Genomic DNA, 17097 nt, shown 5'->3' on the forward strand with positions numbered 1-17097 from the left:
GACTTGCCTCCCCTCCCGCGCTTCAGCGCAGGTAATCGCCGTCGCTGAAGTAGTCGTCGTCATGGCCGTCACCGGTCGGCGGCCGGCTCTGGCGCGGTGGCGAAGCCGGCGGCTTCGGCTCTGGCGGCAACCCGCGTTCCTCTTCGGGAACGAACCGGACGTCTTCCTGTGGTGTCGCCTGCGGCGTCGGAAAACCTTCGGGGTCCGGTGGCGGAAAGCTCTGCCGGAGCCGGCTCACCAGCTCGTTCATCACTTCCGGTCCGACCGGGTCGGTGACCCCGGCCTGCACAGCCGCCGCGAGCTTGCTCTGGGCGGCCTTGACCGTGCGGAGGATCTCGTCGGCGAGGTTCGGCTTTTCGCGCACGCTCATGCCGATTTCCAAGCCGACCAGATTGCCGGCGTGGTCGACCTCGACCCCGATCTGGCCGTCTTTGCTGCGCTCGGAAACCGAGACCGCCTCGATCTCGCCGACCATCTGCTGAGCCTTGCGCTGAGACTCGGCCATCCTGGACTCGAAGTCCGCGATCAACTGCTCAGGGTTCGTCACGCGAACCTCCCCGTTCACGTCAGTAACCGTACGGCGACCGAGTGTGGCATACGGCACCGACAGTCGCGGGCAGTTGCGCACTTTGTGACGAACGCCCCGTGGTTTTCCCCACCCGACTGGGCGGCCAACCGGGTGTTTGCGCTGTTCAGCGCGTCCTAGCGTGCTCTTCATGAGCATTTCCGACTGGAAGCGGACGATCTACGCCCTCCTCGCGCTCCCCGCGTACCTGGGCGGCCCCGAGGTGCGGCGACGGCTGGCGCGGCGGCTGCTGGGCGCCGAACCTCGGCGAGGGGGCGTCGCCGCCGGCGCGGCGGCGTTCCTCGTCTCGCTGCTGGTCTGGTACCTCGTCGGCCGCATCGCGACTTTCGGGTTCTTCTGGAGTGACGCCGACGCCGCCGGATCGTGGGGCGGACCCTCCCTGACCGGGGCGTGGATCGTGCACTTCTTCTGCGCGCTCGGCATGACCGTGCCCTGCATGTGGCTGCTGCGGCCGTTGACGCGGTGGCAGACCCGGAGCCCCGACCAGGTCGTTTCCTCCCACCAGCTGTAACCGGTGCGCTATTGTCCGTAACGCAAGAGGGGAGATCGAACGCGAGGGGAGCGCAGTTCGGTGGGGTTGTTCGGCGACATGCTCGACGCTGCCAAGCACGTCGGGTCGGAGATCGCGCACACCGTCGAGTCGGGGGCCGAGGGGCTCGGCAAGGTCCTGACCGGAGCGGGCGTCGGCCTGCTCGCGGGCGGTCCGCTCGGCGCGATCGCGGGTGGCTACATCGCTTCACAAACGGGTACCGGCGCGGACAATCCGCAGGCCGCCGGGTTGTCGCCGGGGCAGCTGGTGCACGCCGTGCTGACCGGGCCGGGCACCGGCTCGCTGCAGGACGTCCACAAGGCCGGCGTCGACCAGTCGACGTACCAGCGGCAGCTGGAGCAAGGAACACGCGAGCTGACGTCCGGGCTCGAGTCGGCGTGGACCGGCGGCGCCTCGGACGCGGCCCGGGAACGGCTCCAGCCGCTGACGGCGTCGGCAACCTCGGCGTCGGCGACCCTGGACCGCAACTCGACGCTGTCCCAGACGCAGATCGACCAGTTCCACCAGATGCGGAACTCGCTGCACCCGGACGTCACCGACCAGCCGCCGACGCGCAGCGCCTGGGACGTCGCGACACCGTGGGACACCGACACCGAAGACAAGATCAACCAGTACAACCAGAAGGCCCAGGAGAACGTCGAGCGGTACAACTCGTATTCGCAGCAGTCGAGCACGAACACCGCGGGCCGGACGATCGACTACGGCCGGCTCGGCGCGTACGACGGCGGCGACTTCGAGGTGAAGGACCCGGTCGAGCCGCCGGGGAAGAAGGAACGCACCCAGGTCCGCGGCGACCACGACCACTCGATCGACGCACAGGTGCAGCCACCGCCGGCGGTCCATCCGCCTGTCGCGCCGCCGCCTCCGGGTCAGGTGACGCCGCCGGGCTCGCACACGCAGGTACCGGGCGTGGACGACAGCGTCCGGGCGCAGGGTTACGTCCCACCGTCGTCGACGCAGTTCCCGCCGGGCTACCAGCCGCCGGGCAGTTCGCCGTATTCACCGGGAAGCGGCTTCGGCCCGGGTGGCGGCTTCGGTCCCGGTAGTGGTTTCGGGCCCGGTGGCGGCTTCGGCCCTGGTGGCAGCGGCGGATTCGGCCCGGGCTCGGGCTCGTCGCCGGGAACGGGCAGCGCCACCGGCGCCCGTGCTCCCGGCGCGTCCACCGGAGCGGGACTTCCCGGCGAAGGACGTCCAGGCGCGGCCGGCGGGATCCGCGGCGGCGCGGCGGGCAAGCCGGGCGCGTCCGGGATGGGCGGCATGGGCCAGGGCGCCAAGGGCGGCAAAACCGAGGACGAAGAGCACCAGCGCGCGTCGTACCTGGTGGAAGCCGACCCGGAGAGCGTCTTCGGCGGCTCCGACGAGAGGACCGTGCCCCCGGTGATCGGGCTGTGACGGTGCTTTACCTGCCCAAGTCCGCGCTGCTCACGGCCTGGGAGTGGGAGCGGCACGGCCCACCCCCGGCGGTCCTCGGACCGGACAACCTCTGGCTCGGCGACGAAACCCGCAAGCGGCTCGACGACAAGGTGCTCGACGTCCTCACGTCGCTTCGGCTCGCCGCCCGCGGCACGCTGACACGCGAGTTCCGCGACATCCTGCGCGTCCTGGCGCGCGGCTCGCGGCAGTTCACGGCGTGGCTGGGCGACATCGAAGCCGACGAGTCGGGCACGGTCCTAGTCTCGGCCGACGGCCCGGCCGCGTTCCGGCTGATCCGGAAGGACGACACGGTCCGGATCGACACCGTGGAGCCGGCGCGCCTCGCCGAATCGCTGGTGGACGTGCTGCCGCCGGTCCCGCCCGCCCGGATCGAGCGCGTGGCGATCCCGGAGTCGAGGTTCTCGGGCCGAGCCGTCGAAGACTCGTACGAACTCTCCGACCCGACGTCCGACGACGCCCGCGACCCACTGCCGTGGGCCCGGCGATTGATGGCGGCAAAGCGGACGGGGCTGCACCAGTGCTACGCGGTCAACGGCGGTTCCCGCAGCGCGCCGATCACGGCGGTGGACGCGCTCGGCGTCGGACGGGTGCTGACGTACGCGTTCCCAGGGCGCGAACGGATGGTCAGCTTCCAGCCAGGCACCCGGGCGGCACTGGTCGACGTGCTGTACGCGACGCTCAACGGGCTAGGGGGAGGAGCACGATGACGGATCCGGGAGGCGCGATCTTCAGCGGCGTCGGCTTCTGGGCGACGGATATGCCCAGCGGGGCTTCGCGGCCTGCCGGCGGGCAGGGGTTCGCGATGAGCAGCTCGGAGATGCGGGCGATGCTCAAGAAGGCCGAAGACCAGCGGAAAACGGTCAACGAGCAGTTGGTATCCACCGAGTGGATGGTCAAGGCGGTGCCGCCTGCCGACGAACCCGTCAGTCGAGCGGCGGTCGACGGGCCCAATGGGATCAACGAAGCCGCTCGCTACTACCGGGGTCATCTCGGATATCAGTACAACTATTACACCGAATTGATCACCAGGTTGAGGCAGGCGCTCGGAATCACCGAGGCTACTGATCAAGAAGCTGCTGACTCGGCCAAGCGGATAAGTGGGTCTCTCGAATGAACCGTCGATCTTTGGTTTTCCCGGTTGCCGTGCTCTTCGGCGCACTTGGCCTGGCGGCATGCACTGACAGCAACAAGTCTCCTGCTACGACAGAGTCATCGGCGACCACGAGCGCGGCAGAACTACCGAACAGCGGTGCCCCGAAGGTGGAAAACCCTCTTCCCGCATCAGTGCTGGACGGTAGTCCTTGCGACTCGGCCCTCACCGCCGAGCAGCTCACCGGGTACCTCGGCCGGCCGGGTTCACCATTGGAGAAAGAGGAAACGCTGGGTCCGTCCTGTACTTGGAGCAGTGATTCGGGCAGCGGTGCAGGCATCCTCGTCGGATACGAAACCAAGACGGGCCAAGGCATCAGTCTCACGTACAAGAACGAGAAGCCGAAGGCCGCCAGGTGGGTCGACGACCTGGATCCGGTCCAGGGCTATCCGACCGTCGCTTATGTCGACACGGGAATCGACCCTGAACACAAGCGGTCCTGCGTGATCACCGTCGGTGTCTCGGACGAACTCGCCTACTCGGTCTCGCTGACGCTCGGCGACAAGGCCGCCGGCGAAGGCAAGGACGCGTGCGACCTCGGGCGCGGCGTTGCCGACACGGTGATGACCAACCTCAAGGCGAAGGCCTGAGCTGCACCTTTCCGTAACCTTCGCCGCCGCGTTGGTTCGGGACTTGTTGTCGTAAGCGCCTAGACTGTTCGGATGAGCCACCCCACGCGGAGGGGTCGCGCGCGTGCGGCTACCGAACTGGACATCCGGCGGACCGCCCGGAGGCTCCTGGTCGAGCAGGGGCCCGAGGCGGTCACGCTGCGCGCGATCGCGCGGGAGCTGGGGATCACCGCGCCCGCGCTGTACCGGTACTACGAGTCTCGTGATGACCTGGTCGAGAACCTGCGGCTGGACGTCTGCGCGGACCTGGCCGACGAGCTCGCCGAGGACATCGCCGAGCTGCCCGATGACGGGATGCTGCAGCTGTTCGCCATCTGCAAGGGCTTCCGGCGGTGGGCGCTCACCCACACGAAGGAGTTCACGCTCGTCTTCGCGTCGCCGACCGGTGGGGTCGGGTCGGCGGCCGGGAGTGCGTTGAGCCGGGTCGACGAGCCGTTCGGGCGGATCTTCCTGGCCGCCGCCGGGCGGGTGCTGGCGATGCACGATCTGGTGACGCCGCCCAGCAGCGGGGTCCCGGATGAGCTGCGCGACGACCTCATGACGTTCCAGCAGTCGCTGGCCGACGTGCTGTCGGAGTCCGGGCAGAACATTCCGGCGGAGCGGCTCGACCTCGGCGTGACGTACCTGATGATCCAGTTCTGGGCCCGGCTCTACGGGCACGTCACGCTCGAGGTCTTCGGCAACTACCCGATCCCGATGTCCAAGCCGGACGTCCTCTTCGAGGCCATGCTGATCGACCTCGCGAAGGAAATCGGGCTCGACCGCAGCTAGGCCGCGTGGCCGCCGTCGACCGAGAGGGTCGACGCCGTGACGTAGGCGCCGGCCGGGGCCGCCAAGAACGACACCGCCGAGGCGACTTCCGACGGCGTTCCGTAGCGGTCGAACGCCGTCAGGGCGCGCTGGTCGGCCGCGTACGGGCCGTCGGCCGGGTTCATGTCCGTGTCCGTCGGGCCCGGGTGGACCAGGTTGACCGTGATGCCGCGCGGGCCGAGCTCGCGCGCCAGGGCCTTGGTCAGGCCGACCATCGCCGCCTTGCTGGTCGCGTACAGGACCATGCCCGGGCCGGGCACGCGGTCCGTCACGCAGCTGCCGATCGTGATCACGCGGCCGCCGTCGCCCAGGTGGCCCGCCGCCGCTTTGGTCACGACGAGCACGCTGCGGACGTTCACCGCCAGCACGCGGTCGACGTCCTCGAGTGCGGTGTCCGACAGCGGGCCGACGAAGCCGACGCCGGCGTTGTTCACCAGGACGTCGAGCCGGCCGAACTCCGCGACCGCGGTCTCCACGGCCGCCGACGCCGCCGCGGCGTCCGCCAAGTCCGCTTGGATCGCCAGCGCGCGACGGCCGAGAGCTTTGATCTTGTCGACCACCTCAGCTGCCTGCCCTGCGTTGTGCTGGTACGTCAGCGCGACGTCCGCGCCGTCCTCGGCGAGCCGCAGTGCCGTGGCCGCGCCGATGCCGCGGCTGCCGCCCGTCACCAGTGCCACCTTGCCGTCGAGGGTCATGCCGGGTTCTCCTTCGATCGAGCGGATTTCCTTGACCGCTCAATCACATCGCGAACCCCTCGCGAGCACTGGCACGTTTCCGCCGTCGCGCTGCGAGCCCGGCCGTCCCCCCGCCACTCCCAGGGGGGCGTCCCCAGGTCCAGTCTATCGGCGGGGTACGACGGAGGGCCGGAAAAGGGGCTGTGCGGCAACAGTTGTCCACATTCGGCGGTGGGTGTGGACAACTGGCGCCCGTAGGAAACGGCGGCGCGTACGGACAGCCGCCGCGCAGGCGGATCGAGGACGTCGAGCTCTTGCCGGAAGGCGACGTCGAGTGCGGGCAACCGCGGCATGCGCGAAGCCGGTGGCAGATGCGGACAACCTGCCGGAAAGGAAACCGGCGGTGGCCACCCCCGCGAAAGAGGTGGCCACCACAGGAGGTCACAGGACGATGTTGACCAGCTTGCCCGGCACCACGATCACCTTGCGCGGCGTTCCGTCGCCGACCAGGGCCGCGACCTTCTCGTCCGCCAGCGCCGCCGCCTGGACCGCGTCCGCGGCGGCGTCCGCCGGGACCGTGACGCGGGAGCGGACCTTGCCGTTGACCTGGATCGGGTACTCGACCGAGTCCTCGACCAGGTACTTCTCGTCCACCACCGGGAACGGGCCCTGCACCAGGGAATCCGCGTGGCCCAGGCGGTGCCACAGCTCCTCCGCCATGTGCGGGGCCAGCGGGGCCAGCATCAGCACCAGGGGCTCGGCCAGTTCACGCGGCGTCGACGCGGTCGCGCCGTACGCCTTGGTGACGTGGTTGTTCAGCTCGATCAGCTTGGCGCCGGCCGTGTTGAAGCGCATCTCCGCGTAGTCCTCGCGGACGCCGGCCACGGTTCGGTGCAGCACCTTGCGGTCCGCCTCCGAAGCGTCCTCTGTGGACACTCGCAGCTCGCCGCTCGCCTCGTCGACGATCAGGCGCCACAGCCGCTGCAGGAAGCGGTGCGAGCCCACGACGTCCTTGGTCGCCCACGGGCGCGACATGGCCAGCGGGCCCATCGCCATCTCGTAGAAGCGGAACGTGTCGGCGCCGTAGTTCTCGGCCATCTCGTCCGGCGTGACGACGTTCTTCAGGCTCTTGCCCATCTTGCCGTACTCCTGGCTGACTTCCTCACCCTCGAAGAAGTGCTTGCCGTCGCGCTCCTCGACCTGCTCGGCCGGGACGTAGACGCCGCGGGCGTCCGTGTACGCGTACGCCTCGATGTAGCCCTGGTTGAACAGCTTCCGGTACGGCTCCTTGGACGTCACGTGGCCCAGGTCGAACAGCACCTTGTGCCAGAACCGCGAGTACAGCAGGTGCAGCACCGCGTGCTCGACGCCGCCGACGTACAGGTCGACGCCGCCGGTGTCGTCCGCGCCGTGCTCGGCGGCACGCGGGCCCATCCAGTACGCCTCGTTTTCCGGCGCGCAGAACGACTCCGCGTTCGTCGGGTCGACGTAGCGCAGCTGGTACCAGCACGAACCGGCCCAGTTCGGCATCGTGTTGATGTCGCGGCGGTAGGTCTTCGGGCCGTCACCCAGATCCAGCTCGACCTCGACCCAGTCGGTCGCGCGGGCCAGCGGGGACGACGGCATCGAGTCGCGGTCGTCGGCGTCGAACGTCACCGGCGAGTAGTCGGCCACCTCGGGCAACTCGATCGGCAGCATCGACTCCGGGACGGCGTGGACCTCGCCGTCCTCGTCGTAGACCACCGGGAACGGCTCGCCCCAGTAGCGCTGGCGCGAGAACAGCCAGTCGCGCAGCTTGAACTGCACGGTGCCGACGCCGGTGCCGTCTTCGGCCAGGCGCTCGATGATCGTCTTCTTGGCCTCGGCGACGTCCATGCCGTCCAGGAAGCCGGAGTTGATCGCCGGGCCGTCACCGGTGAACGCCTTGCCGTCGAACCCTTCCGTCGGCTGCACGGTCCGGATGATCTCCAGCCCGAACTTCTCGGCGAACTCCCAGTCCCGGACGTCCTGGCCGGGCACGGCCATGATCGCGCCGGTGCCGTAGCCCATCAGCACGTAGTCGGCGACGAAGACCGGGATCTGCTTGCCGTTGACCGGGTTCGTCGCGTACGCGCCGGTGAAGACGCCGGTCTTCTCCTTGTTCTCCTGCCGGTCCAGCTCGGACTTGCGCGACGCCGCGACGCGGTAGGACTCGATGGCGTCGGCGGGCGTCGCCGCGTCGCCGGTCCAGCGCTTGTCGACGCCTTCGGGCCAGGTGGCCGCGGTCAGCTTGTCGACCAGCGGGTGCTCCGGCGCCAGCACCATGTAGGTGGCACCGAACAGGGTGTCCGGCCGGGTCGTGAAGACCTCGATGGCGTCTTCGCCGGCCTTGAACGTGACGCGGGCGCCGTGCGAGCGGCCGATCCAGTTCCGCTGCATGGACTTGACCTTCTCCGGCCAGTCCAGCAGGTCCAGGTCGTCGACCAGGCGATCCGCATACGCCGTGATCCGCATCATCCACTGACGCAGGTTGCGGCGGAACACCGGGAAGTTGCCGCGCTCGCTGCGGCCGTCCGCGGTGACCTCCTCGTTCGACAGCACCGTGCCCAGGCCCGGGCACCAGTTGACCGGCGCCTCGGAGATGTAGACCAGGCGGTGGTCGTCGATGATCGTCTTGCGCTCGACCGCGCTCAGCGACGCCCAGTCACGGCCGTCCGGCGTCGGGCGCGAGCCGTCGGCGAAGGCGGCCTCCAGCTGGGCGATCGGGCGCGCGCCGCCCGCCTCGACGTCGTACCAGGAGTTGAAGATCTGCAGGAAGATCCACTGCGTCCAGCGGTAGTACTCGGGGTCGATCGTGGAGATGCGACGGCGTTCGTCGTGGCCCAGGCCCAGGCGCCGGATCTGGCGCAGGTAGGTCCGGATGTTCTCCTCGGTCGTCTTGCGCGGGTGCTGCCCGGTCTGGACCGCGTACTGCTCGGCCGGCAGGCCGAACGCGTCGAAGCCCATCGTGTGCAGCACGTTGCGCCCGATCATCCGGTGGAAGCGGGCGAAGACGTCGGTGCTGATGAAGCCCAGCGGGTGCCCGACGTGCAGGCCGGAGCCCGACGGGTACGGGAACATGTCCTGGACGAACAGCTTGTCGCTGGGGACCGGCTGCCCCTCGACCGCGAGCGGCCCGACGGGGTTGGGCGCGTGGAACGTGCCGTGGTCGGCCCAGAAGTCCTGCCAGCGCCGCTCGATCTGACCGGCCAGCGCGGCCGTGTAGCGGTGCGCCGGGACGTCGGTCCCTGTTGTCTCGGTCATCGCCGTCTTCCTTCGTCGCGAGGTACTCCAGAAACAACTCGACCCCTCAGCCTCGAGGGCATGAGGGGTCGCCGCGCCGGCCGGGGCCCGGTCAGCGCGGCAGGCTAAGGAGCAGCCGAGCCGTGTTCATAGCTTCATCGTAACTTGCTGGTCAAAGCCGTTCGGAGGGGACCGCCAGTGCGACGAACTGCGTGACCTGGGTGGGCGAGAAGTTGTTGTCGCTGACGATCACCAGGCTGCGCTCGCCGTTCGGCAGCTTCGGGCCCCAGGTCATGCCCTCGATGTTGTCCACAGTGGACAAGCCGAGGTCGGCCGCGTCGAAGAGCAGGCGCTTCTTGACCGGCGTGACGTGCTTCGCCGCACCCAGTGACGGCACGTTCAGGACGTTCGTCGCGCCCTTCGTGTCGATTTCGTAGACGCGCACCTTGTTGCCGACGCCGGTGACGAACGAGCGCTCCATCATCAGGAACTTCGTCGGGTCGGCCTGGTCGACGGCCAGCATCGAGGAGACGCCGGTCGTCGCGAACGCCGTCGACGGCACCGGCGCGGCGAAGAGCGGCTCCTGCGGGTAGGCGTACTGCGCCAGGACGGGGCCGAAGCGCGCCTGCAAGGTGATCCGCGACAGCGCGCCGGACGTCGTGGTCGGCTCCGGGCCGTCCTGCAGCAGCGGGCCCTCGACCTCGCTGGCCAGCAGCGCGCCGAAACCGGCGAAGGTGATGCCCTCGAGCACCAGGTTCTGCCGCGGGCCGGCCGTCGGCGTCATCTTCTCGTTCGCGGGGATCGGCAGGTCACGGACGTACTTGCCGTCGCGGCGCGCCTCGCGGATCGACGGGTCGATCAACGTCGTCGCGGTGCGCTCGCCCTCCTGCGACCAGTAGTAGTCGCCGGTCCACGGGTCGACGCGCAGCTCTTCGGGGTCGATCGTCTGCTCGTTCTGCGGCCGGGTGGGGTCGTTCTGCGTGAGCGGCGGGTACGGCGTGCCGTCGGGCCGCAGCAGCGGCTTCGTGCTGGTGAAGGTGACGTCGCCGACGCCCTTCGCCGTGACCGGGAAGGTCGCGGTGTAGAACCGGGCGGGGTTGATCGCCGACCGGTCGTCGCAGATCAGGGCGTAACCGCCGGTCCGCGGGTCGTAGTCGATGCTGGAGAGGCCGCCGACGATCGTCCCCTGGTACGGCAGGGAGTTCGGGACGATCTTTTCGCCGAGCAACCGGATCGGACGCTGGTGACTCTCGGTGGCACTGGCCGGCGCTGCGGCGGCCAATCCCCCGATCAGAGCAAGAGCCAGCACGGTGGGCAGTACGCGGGGTGACATGGCCTGTAGCACAGTCGACCAGGGTATCCACCAGGTTGCCGGGACGTCACGCTTATCCTTGACCCGTGTTCGCTATCGCGCTGGTTCCGATCCTGCTCGGTGTCGTCGTCGGCTGGGGCGGTGTCCTCGGCGTCCGCGAAAAACTGACGCGCGAAGGCGGCACCGGCGTGCGCACGCAAGCCGCGTTGCGCAGCGAAGACGCGTTCAAGCTCGCGAACCGCGTCGCCGGGTTGCCGACGGCCGCCGGTGGCGCGATCTCGATCCTCTCCGGGCTGGCCGGGCTCGCGATGCCGTCGACCGGGGGCCTGATCGCCGCCGCGCTCGGGGGCATCGTGGCGATGTTCGTGCTGGTCGTTGGCGGTGGCGTGCTCGGCAACCGGGCCGCGCTGACCGTCCCCGCGCCGGCTCCGGCGGAGCCCGCCGGCTGCAGCGGCTGCGCGTGCGGCGAGGGCGGCTGCGGCGTCTTCAAGAAGGCCTGATCTTTTGACGAGCTAGTTGCGCTGGAGGTCACCCGGGTGGGTGGCCAGCAGCGCGATCGGCACGCCCTGGCGGCGCAGCACCTGGCTCCACAGGTCGCCGCTCGGCGAGGCCAGGATGTCGCTCGGCAGGGCCGGCACGATCACCCAGTCGTCCCGCTCGATCTCGCCGGCCAGCTGACCCGAGTCCCAGCCCGCGTAGCCGGCGAACACGCGCACGCCGCGGACCTTCGGCACCAGGACCTCGGGATCGGTGTCCAGGTCGACCAGCGCGACCGGCCCGCGGACCGCGATCACGCCCGGCACACTCGCCGCGGTCTCGCCGGTGCGCAGCGCGGCCAGGCACAACGCCGTCTTCTTCTCCACCGGCCCGCCGACGAACACCGACTGCGGCTCGGCGACGTGGCCACCCCAGTTGGGCAGCACGTCGTGGACGGCGACGTCACTGGGCCGGTTCAGGACCACGCCGAGCGTGCCCTCCTCGCGGTGATCGATGACGAACACCACGGTCCGGCGGAAATTGGGGTCGACCATGGTGGGGGCGGCGACCAGGAGCGTTCCCGGCTCAACCTCGGCGTCCGCTGGCACGCGACCCATGATCTCACCTCTGGCCCGGCGAATTACTTCGGCTCGGGAACAATCGCCCCACCCGCCCCGTTTGAAACAGTGGTCGGCGCACTCCGTGTCCCCCGGGCTCACTGAAGAACCGCCTTTGTGGAATACCGTCCGGCAGGAGCCACACTGCGCATAGCCGCCGAGAGGCGACCTCAGTGCGTCGGCCACCCTCTACTCTGGCTTCGTGACGATCAGCGCCGACGTGGCCACAGGGCGAAAGGGCCCTCGCGAGCTGCTCAAGGACCCGGCCTTCCGGCGTCTGCTCTTCACCCGCTTCGCCGCCAGCTGGGGTGACGGCGTCTTCCGCGCCGGCCTCGCCGGCGCTGTGCTCTTCAACCCCGAACGCGGCGCCGACCCGCTGGCCATCGCGGGCGGGTTCGCGGCGCTGCTGCTGCCGTACTCCTTGGTCGGCCCGTTCGCGGGCGCTCTGCTGGACCGCTGGGACCGGCGCAAGGTCCTGATCTTCGCGAACCTCCTGCGCGGCCTGGCGATCCTCGCGTCGGCCGCCGCCGTCGGGTTCGGGTTCGGCGGAGTCGGCCTGTTTTCGCTGGCCCTGGCCGCGGAAGGGATCTCCCGCTTCATCGGCTCCGGGCTCTCGGCATCGCTGCCGCACGTCGTCCCGCCGCCGAGTGTGGTGACGGCGAACGCGTTCGCCACCACGATCGGCTCGGTCATCGCCGTGATCGGCGGCGGCTGCGCGATCGGCTTGCGCGCGCTGTTCGGCAGCGACGACGCCGGCTCGGCGTACACGACGGCGTTCGCGGTGCTCGGCACGCTGGTCGCGGCGTTCATCGCCCGCGGGTTCGCGCGCGGGCTGCTCGGGCCTTCCGTGGTCGACGAACCGGCGAACCCGCTCGTCGCGGTCGCCCGGGGGCTGGCCGACGGGGCGAAGCACGCGTGGCGCGCGCCGAGCGTCACCGCCGGGTTCATCGCGCTGTTCGCGCACCGGGCGTCGTTCGGCGTCTCGCTGCTGGTCACCGTGCTGCTGATGCGCAACTACTTCACCGACCACGGCCTCCTGCGCGCCGGCCTGCCCGGCTTGGGGCAGATGGCGGCGCTGGCCGGGGCCGGGCTGCTCATCGCCGGCCTGCTCACGGCCCGGCTGATCCGCCGTGCCGGGCGGGTGCGCGCGGTGCTCGGCGCGCTGGTCGTCGCGGCGATCGCGCAGTCCGCGCTCGGGCTGCCGATGGTGCTGCCGTGCGCACTGCTCGCGTCGTTCTTCATCACCGGCGCGGGTCAGGTGCTGAAGCTCTGTGTCGATTCGTCGATCCAGCTCGACGTCGCCGACGAAGCCCGCGGCCGCGTCTTCGCGCTCTACGACACGCTCTTCAACATCACCCAGGTGGCGGCGGTATCGCTGGGCGCGCTGGTCATCCCGGACGACGGCCGGTCGCCGGGGCTGCTCATCGCCGCAACCGTTTGCTACCTGGTCGGCGGGGCCGGGTACCTCCTCGCCCGGCGCCGCACGATCAGCTGAGGCAAAAGCCCGAACCGGCTCCGATGACTGCTCCATTGGCATTAGGGTGACGGCAAGTCATTAGTAGGTTCGAGGGACACCGGGGGCTCCTGTGACCACCGCGGGCGACGACCGTGCACGTCTTGAGGCACGCAATGCCGCGATGAAGGACCAGATGGACACCCTCCTGGAGAACTTCGAGCGGCAGACGGCACAGCTGCGCGACGCCCAGGCCGCGGCCGCCGAAACGACCGCGCAGGTCGCGTCCGCCGACGGGCTGGTCCGCGCGACCATCGACGCCGGCGGCAGCCTCGCGAAGCTGGAGTTCTCGCCGAACACGTTCGAGCGCACGACCCCCGCGCAGCTCGCGAACACCGTCCAGGCCCTGGTGCGGCAAGGATCGCTGCAGGTCAAGCAGAAGATCGCGGACCTGATGGCGCCGATCACCGAAGGCCTGCCCGATCTCGCCGACCTGGTCGAGGGCGCGCCGTCGCTGGCCGGGCTGGTACCGCCGATCCCGGACTTCGCCGAGGAAGAGGAAGCTCCCGAGCCGCCGCGCCCCGAATCCTTCGAAGACGGCGGCTCGATCCTGCGCAACGAGCAGCCGCCGGTGCCCGCTCCGGCTCCCGCGCCCGCACCCCAGCGCGCCCGCCCGCCGCGTGCGGACGAGGACGAGGAGCCGCCGTCGTCCTGGATGACGAGGGGCGACTGATGCCGGACGGGGGTGCCGGATTCACCGCGGAGCCGGACGCCGTGCTGAGCGCGTCGAACGGGCTGGTCACGGCCGCGGACGGACTCGACAACGCGCTGAAGGCGTTGCAGGGCGCGTTGTCCGCGCAGGGCGAGTGCTGGGGCGACGACGACTCCGGCAAGGAGTTCGCGAAGGACTACGTGCCGGGCGCGCAGGGCGCCGTCGAAGGCTTCACCAACCTCGTTCAGGGGTTGCGCGGGCTGCAACAGAACGTCACGAAGTCGATGAAGGCCTTGTCGGGCGCCGACGACGACGTGACCTCGCAGCTCAGCAAGGGGCAATGACCCGTGGGTATGGAGATGCCCGACGCGGTCAAGTGGCTGCTGCCGATCGTCGTCGGCGAGAGCTGGCCGGAGGGCGACGAGACCAAGCTGCGCGCGCTGCGCGACGCGTGGCACGCGGCGTCGTCCGCGATCGGCCCGGCCTCGGAAGCGGGCAACCAAGCGGCTTCCGGCATCCGCGACAACTGGACGGGTGACGGCGCCGACGCGTTCGTCGAACAGTGGAAGAAGTTCGTCGAGGGCGACGAGGCGTACTTCAAGCAGCTGGCCGACGCGTCCAAGGCCCTCGGCGACTCGTGTGACCAGACGGCCCTGGACGTCGAGTACACGAAGTACATGATCATCATCTCGCTGATCGTGCTGGCCGCCCAGATCGCGGCGATGATCGCGGCCGCGGCGGTGACGTTCGGCGGCTCGACGGCGGGCATCGCGCCGGCCCAGGTCGCGACGCGGATGACCGTGCAGATGCTGTTCCGGCAGCTGCTCGAGAAGCTGGCGCAGCAGGGGTTCAAGCAGGTCGCGAAGGAGCTGCTGGAGAAGCTGCTCAAGCAGGGCATCAAGAAGATCGGCATGGAGGTCCTCAAGAACGAGGCCATCAACCTCGGCATGGACGCCGGCATCCAGGGCCTGCAGATGGCCAAGGGCGACCGGCAGAGCTGGGACTGGTCCAAGACCAGCGATTCGGCGATCTCGGGCGCGGTCGGTGGCGTCGTCGGCGCCGGCAGCGGCGCGATCGGACGCGGGGCGACCGAGGGGCTGTCGCACAGCGCCGGCGGACAGATCGCCGACGCGGCGATGCGCGCTGGGGCTCGGGGTGCGGTCGAGGGTGTCGCGCAGACCGTCGGTCAGGCGGCGGTGACGGGGGATCTGGGGTCGTTGACGCCGGAGCAGCTGCTGACGGGCGCGTCCAGCGGGGCGGTCGGTGGAGCTGTCGGGGGCGCCAAGGAACAGATGCACTCGGTGCACGAGGCGAACATTCCGCGGGCTGAGCCTGGTGGTTCGGGGGACTCGGGTTCTGGCTCTGGCTCGAGGGACTCGGAGTCGGGGGACTCGGGCTCGTCTTCCGGCTCGGGGGATTCCGGCTCGGGGGATTCGGACTCTGGGGGTCCAGGCGCGAGGGACTCTGGCGCTGGGGAGTCCCGCGGCGCCGGCGAGCCCGGGGGTTCGAGCTCGGGCTCGGGCGATTCCGGCTCGAACTCGGGCGGCTCTGGGGATTCCCGAAGCTCCGGCGAGCCCAGCGGCTCTGGGGAGTCTCGGAGCTCGAGTGAGTCGGGCGGATCCGGGGATTCGCGCAGCTCCAGTGAGCCGAGCGGCTCTGGGGAGTCCCGGAGCTCGAGTGAGTCGGGCGGGTCCGGGGACTCGCGCAGCTCCAGTGAGCCGAGCGGCGCTGGGGATTCGCGTGACTCCGGGGAGTCTCGGCGCGCTGACGAGTCCGGGGAATCGCGGCGGGGCTCGGAGGAGTCGAGTTCGTCGTCGGTACCGGCTTCGCGGGGTGAAGAGCCATCGTCGCGGGCGGAGTCGTCGGCCGAGGCGGAGTCTCGGAGCGGGACTTCGTCGGAGCCGGAAACCCGGAGTGCGTCGTCTTCCGAACCGGAGTCCGGGGGCTCGGGGTCGCGAGGTGAGCAGGCTCCGTCTCAGCGAGAGCCGGAATCGCGGGGCGAGGCTCCGCCGGAATCCGCGTCGCACCGTTCGGAGCCCGAGGCGCAACAGGGGGCCCAGCGTCAGGTGGAGCCTGTCGCACAGCAGCGAGTCGCGTCGGACGGTTCCGCTCCCCAACAGCAGGCACCGGTGGGTGGATCGACCCCGCCGATGGGTGGCGGTGGGATGCCGAGCGCGGCGGGCGGGACGTCGTCCGGCGGTTCGCACAGTGCGGATTTCTCGGGCGGCACGTCGGGTGGCCCGGCACGGGCCGGAGGCTCGTCGCACGGCGAGAGCGCGGCCGCCGGTCCGTCGAACGGCGGCTACGGCATGGCCCCACCGGGGACCGGCCCCGAGCCGGGACGGCAGAGCGGCGGACGTCCGGCGGCGGACAACGTCGGCGCGGCCGGGTTCACGGGCCAGCCGCCGGCCGCGGACGCGGGGCCGACGCCGTTCCAGGGTGGCGGGGCGCCGCAGCAGATGTCGCCCCCGCCTGCGGGTGGACTCACGCCACCGCCGGGAGGAATGCCGAACGGCGGTGCTCCGGGCGGTCGCGCGAGTGGCCCGCGTGCCGGCGGACCGACGCCGCCGATGCCCCCGCCGCGAGGTGGCCAGCCGCCGCACGAACAGCCGCGACGCGTGCCACCGCAGGACCCGCGCCGGATGCCGCCGGGTGGTCAGCCTGGTCAGCCGCCGATATCGCAGGGTGGCCGCCCGCCTCAGGGCGGGCAGACCCCGCATGGCGGACACCCGCAGGGCGGACAGCCAATCCACGGCGGGCAACCGCAGCACGGTGGACAAGCCCCGCATGGCGGACAGCCGCCGCAAGCTGGGCAGTCACCTCCGGGCGGGCAACCACCGCAGGGCGGGCAACCGACACACGGCGGGCAGGCTCAGCACGGTGGACAAGCCCCGCATGGCGCACAGCCGCCGCAAGCCGGGCAGCCACCTCACGGCGGCCAGGCTCAGCACAGTGGGCAACCACAGCAAGGCGGACCGCAGCACGGTGGGCAGGCCCCGCGCGGTGGACAGCCGCCACAGGGCGGACAGGTTCAGCAAGGCGGGCAACCGCCACACGGTGGCCAGGTGCCCCAGGGCGGGCAACCGCACGGTGGGCCGGCTCCGCATAGTGGGCAGCCGCAGGGTGGGCAGGCTACTCACGGTGGGCAGTCGCAGGGTGGGCAGGCTGCTCACGGTGGGCAGGCTACTCACGGTGGGCAGCCGCAGGGCGGGCCGCCCCGTGGTGGGCAGCTGCCGCAGACTGGGCGGCCGGCGCAGGGGCCGTCGAACGGTGTGCCGTCGCAGGGTGGACGTGGTGGGCAGCCGCCGCACGGTGGCCAGCCTCCGCAGGGTCATCCGTCGCAGGGTGGGCAGCCGCCGCAGGGTGGGCCGCATCCGAACGATCCGCGCCGGATGCCGCCGGGTGGGTGGCCGGCGCAGGGTGGGCCTCAGC

16 protein-coding genes and 1 pseudogene are annotated in these 17097 nt (G+C 70.6%); 11 read left to right on the top strand and 6 right to left on the bottom strand.

Features of this window, described 5'->3' with window-relative positions:
• Nucleotides 1-22: 22 nt before the first annotated feature.
• Nucleotides 23-547 carry a YbaB/EbfC family nucleoid-associated protein gene (locus OHS18_RS30585; RefSeq protein WP_328446767.1) on the bottom strand — a complete coding sequence of 175 codons (525 nt, stop codon included), beginning with the start codon at nt 545-547 and terminating at the stop codon, nt 23-25.
• A gap of 169 nt (nt 548-716) precedes the next feature.
• Here OHS18_RS30585 and OHS18_RS30590 point away from each other — a divergent pair, with 169 nt between their 5' ends.
• From OHS18_RS30590 to OHS18_RS30615, 6 genes are all read left to right on the top strand, one after another.
• On the top strand, nt 717-1097 hold the full coding sequence (locus OHS18_RS30590) for a hypothetical protein (protein WP_328446765.1): 381 nt from the start codon (nt 717-719) through the stop codon (nt 1095-1097).
• Between the two features lie 60 nt (nt 1098-1157).
• On the top strand, nt 1158-2528 hold the full coding sequence (locus OHS18_RS30595) for a hypothetical protein (protein ID WP_328613223.1): 1371 nt from the start codon (nt 1158-1160) through the stop codon (nt 2526-2528).
• The gene (locus OHS18_RS30600) at nt 2525-3277 is read left to right on the top strand and encodes an ESX secretion-associated protein EspG (RefSeq protein WP_328613224.1); all 753 of its coding nucleotides are present in this window, start codon (nt 2525-2527) and stop codon (nt 3275-3277) included. The genes OHS18_RS30595 and OHS18_RS30600 overlap by 4 nt, the downstream gene beginning before the upstream one ends.
• The gene (locus OHS18_RS30605; protein ID WP_328613225.1) at nt 3274-3684 is read left to right on the top strand and encodes a hypothetical protein; all 411 of its coding nucleotides are present in this window, start codon (nt 3274-3276) and stop codon (nt 3682-3684) included. Before OHS18_RS30600 ends, OHS18_RS30605 begins: the two co-directional genes overlap by 4 nt.
• Nucleotides 3681-4310 (top strand): DUF3558 domain-containing protein, encoded by a 630-nt coding sequence (locus OHS18_RS30610; protein ID WP_328613226.1) that lies wholly within the window; start codon nt 3681-3683, stop codon nt 4308-4310. The genes OHS18_RS30605 and OHS18_RS30610 overlap by 4 nt, the downstream gene beginning before the upstream one ends.
• Nucleotides 4311-4382: 72 nt before the next feature.
• Nucleotides 4383-5120, top strand: coding sequence for a TetR/AcrR family transcriptional regulator (locus tag OHS18_RS30615; RefSeq protein ID WP_328446755.1), 738 nt, complete (start codon nt 4383-4385; stop codon nt 5118-5120).
• On the opposite strand, the gene OHS18_RS30620 is transcribed toward OHS18_RS30615, so the two are convergent.
• The 3 genes from OHS18_RS30620 to OHS18_RS30630 form a co-directional block, all read right to left on the bottom strand.
• On the bottom strand, nt 5117-5854 hold the full coding sequence (locus tag OHS18_RS30620; RefSeq protein ID WP_328613227.1) for an SDR family oxidoreductase: 738 nt from the start codon (nt 5852-5854) through the stop codon (nt 5117-5119). The two genes, OHS18_RS30615 and OHS18_RS30620, sit on opposite strands and share 4 nt — an antisense overlap.
• 420 nt (nt 5855-6274) lie before the next feature.
• A complete protein-coding gene (gene leuS / locus OHS18_RS30625; protein WP_328613228.1) occupies nt 6275-9115 on the bottom strand; it encodes a leucine--tRNA ligase in 2841 nt (946 codons plus the stop codon).
• 151 nt (nt 9116-9266) lie between these two features.
• Nucleotides 9267-10427 (bottom strand): esterase-like activity of phytase family protein, encoded by a 1161-nt coding sequence (locus OHS18_RS30630; protein ID WP_328613229.1) that lies wholly within the window; start codon nt 10425-10427, stop codon nt 9267-9269.
• 65 nt (nt 10428-10492) lie between these two features.
• On the opposite strand from OHS18_RS30630, the gene OHS18_RS30635 reads away from it, so the two are divergent.
• Nucleotides 10493-10906 carry an SdpI family protein gene (locus tag OHS18_RS30635; RefSeq protein ID WP_328613230.1) on the top strand — a complete coding sequence of 138 codons (414 nt, stop codon included), beginning with the start codon at nt 10493-10495 and terminating at the stop codon, nt 10904-10906.
• A 12-nt stretch (nt 10907-10918) separates the two neighbouring features.
• Here OHS18_RS30635 and OHS18_RS30640 read toward each other — a convergent pair whose 3' ends face one another.
• On the bottom strand, nt 10919-11500 hold the full coding sequence (locus OHS18_RS30640; RefSeq protein WP_328446744.1) for a YqgE/AlgH family protein: 582 nt from the start codon (nt 11498-11500) through the stop codon (nt 10919-10921).
• 202 nt (nt 11501-11702) lie between these two features.
• On the opposite strand from OHS18_RS30640, the gene OHS18_RS30645 reads away from it, so the two are divergent.
• From OHS18_RS30645 to OHS18_RS48605, 4 genes and pseudogenes are all read left to right on the top strand, one after another.
• The gene (locus OHS18_RS30645; protein ID WP_328446742.1) at nt 11703-12995 is read left to right on the top strand and encodes an MFS transporter; all 1293 of its coding nucleotides are present in this window, start codon (nt 11703-11705) and stop codon (nt 12993-12995) included.
• A 142-nt stretch (nt 12996-13137) separates the two neighbouring features.
• Nucleotides 13138-13686, top strand: a complete 549-nt coding sequence (locus OHS18_RS30650; protein ID WP_328613231.1) for a YbaB/EbfC family nucleoid-associated protein — start codon at nt 13138-13140, stop codon at nt 13684-13686.
• A complete protein-coding gene (locus OHS18_RS30655) occupies nt 13686-14009 on the top strand; it encodes a WXG100 family type VII secretion target (protein ID WP_328613232.1) in 324 nt (107 codons plus the stop codon). The genes OHS18_RS30650 and OHS18_RS30655 overlap by 1 nt, the downstream gene beginning before the upstream one ends.
• Before the next feature lie 15 nt (nt 14010-14024).
• Nucleotides 14025-14402 (top strand): annotated as a pseudogene (locus OHS18_RS48605) (WXG100 family type VII secretion target); the annotation flags it as partial.
• 2079 nt (nt 14403-16481) lie between these two features.
• Here the strand turns inward: OHS18_RS48605 and OHS18_RS30665 are convergent.
• On the bottom strand, nt 16482-17000 hold the full coding sequence (locus OHS18_RS30665; RefSeq protein ID WP_328613234.1) for a hypothetical protein: 519 nt from the start codon (nt 16998-17000) through the stop codon (nt 16482-16484).
• Nucleotides 17001-17097: the final 97 nt, after the last annotated feature.

This window comes from Amycolatopsis sp. NBC_00355 (assembly GCF_036104975.1).
Taxonomy (GTDB): domain Bacteria; phylum Actinomycetota; class Actinomycetes; order Mycobacteriales; family Pseudonocardiaceae; genus Amycolatopsis.

Excerpts from the sequence above, each read along its gene's own strand:
- OHS18_RS30665 (WP_328613234.1), bottom strand. The coding sequence starts at position 17,000 with ATGACCCTGCGGAGGCTGGCCACCGTGCGGCGGCTGCCCACCACGTCC.
- OHS18_RS30615 (WP_328446755.1), top strand. The coding sequence starts at position 4,383 with ATGAGCCACCCCACGCGGAGGGGTCGCGCGCGTGCGGCTACCGAACTG.
- OHS18_RS30650 (WP_328613231.1), top strand. The coding sequence starts at position 13,138 with ATGAAGGACCAGATGGACACCCTCCTGGAGAACTTCGAGCGGCAGACG.
- OHS18_RS30610 (WP_328613226.1), top strand. The coding sequence starts at position 3,681 with ATGAACCGTCGATCTTTGGTTTTCCCGGTTGCCGTGCTCTTCGGCGCA.
- OHS18_RS30605 (WP_328613225.1), top strand. The coding sequence starts at position 3,274 with ATGACGGATCCGGGAGGCGCGATCTTCAGCGGCGTCGGCTTCTGGGCG.
- leuS (WP_328613228.1), bottom strand. The coding sequence starts at position 9,115 with ATGACCGAGACAACAGGGACCGACGTCCCGGCGCACCGCTACACGGCC.
- OHS18_RS30620 (WP_328613227.1), bottom strand. The coding sequence starts at position 5,854 with ATGACCCTCGACGGCAAGGTGGCACTGGTGACGGGCGGCAGCCGCGGC.
- OHS18_RS30655 (WP_328613232.1), top strand. The coding sequence starts at position 13,686 with ATGCCGGACGGGGGTGCCGGATTCACCGCGGAGCCGGACGCCGTGCTG.
- OHS18_RS30590 (WP_328446765.1), top strand. The coding sequence starts at position 717 with ATGAGCATTTCCGACTGGAAGCGGACGATCTACGCCCTCCTCGCGCTC.
- OHS18_RS30640 (WP_328446744.1), bottom strand. The coding sequence starts at position 11,500 with ATGGGTCGCGTGCCAGCGGACGCCGAGGTTGAGCCGGGAACGCTCCTG.
- OHS18_RS30630 (WP_328613229.1), bottom strand. The coding sequence starts at position 10,427 with ATGTCACCCCGCGTACTGCCCACCGTGCTGGCTCTTGCTCTGATCGGG.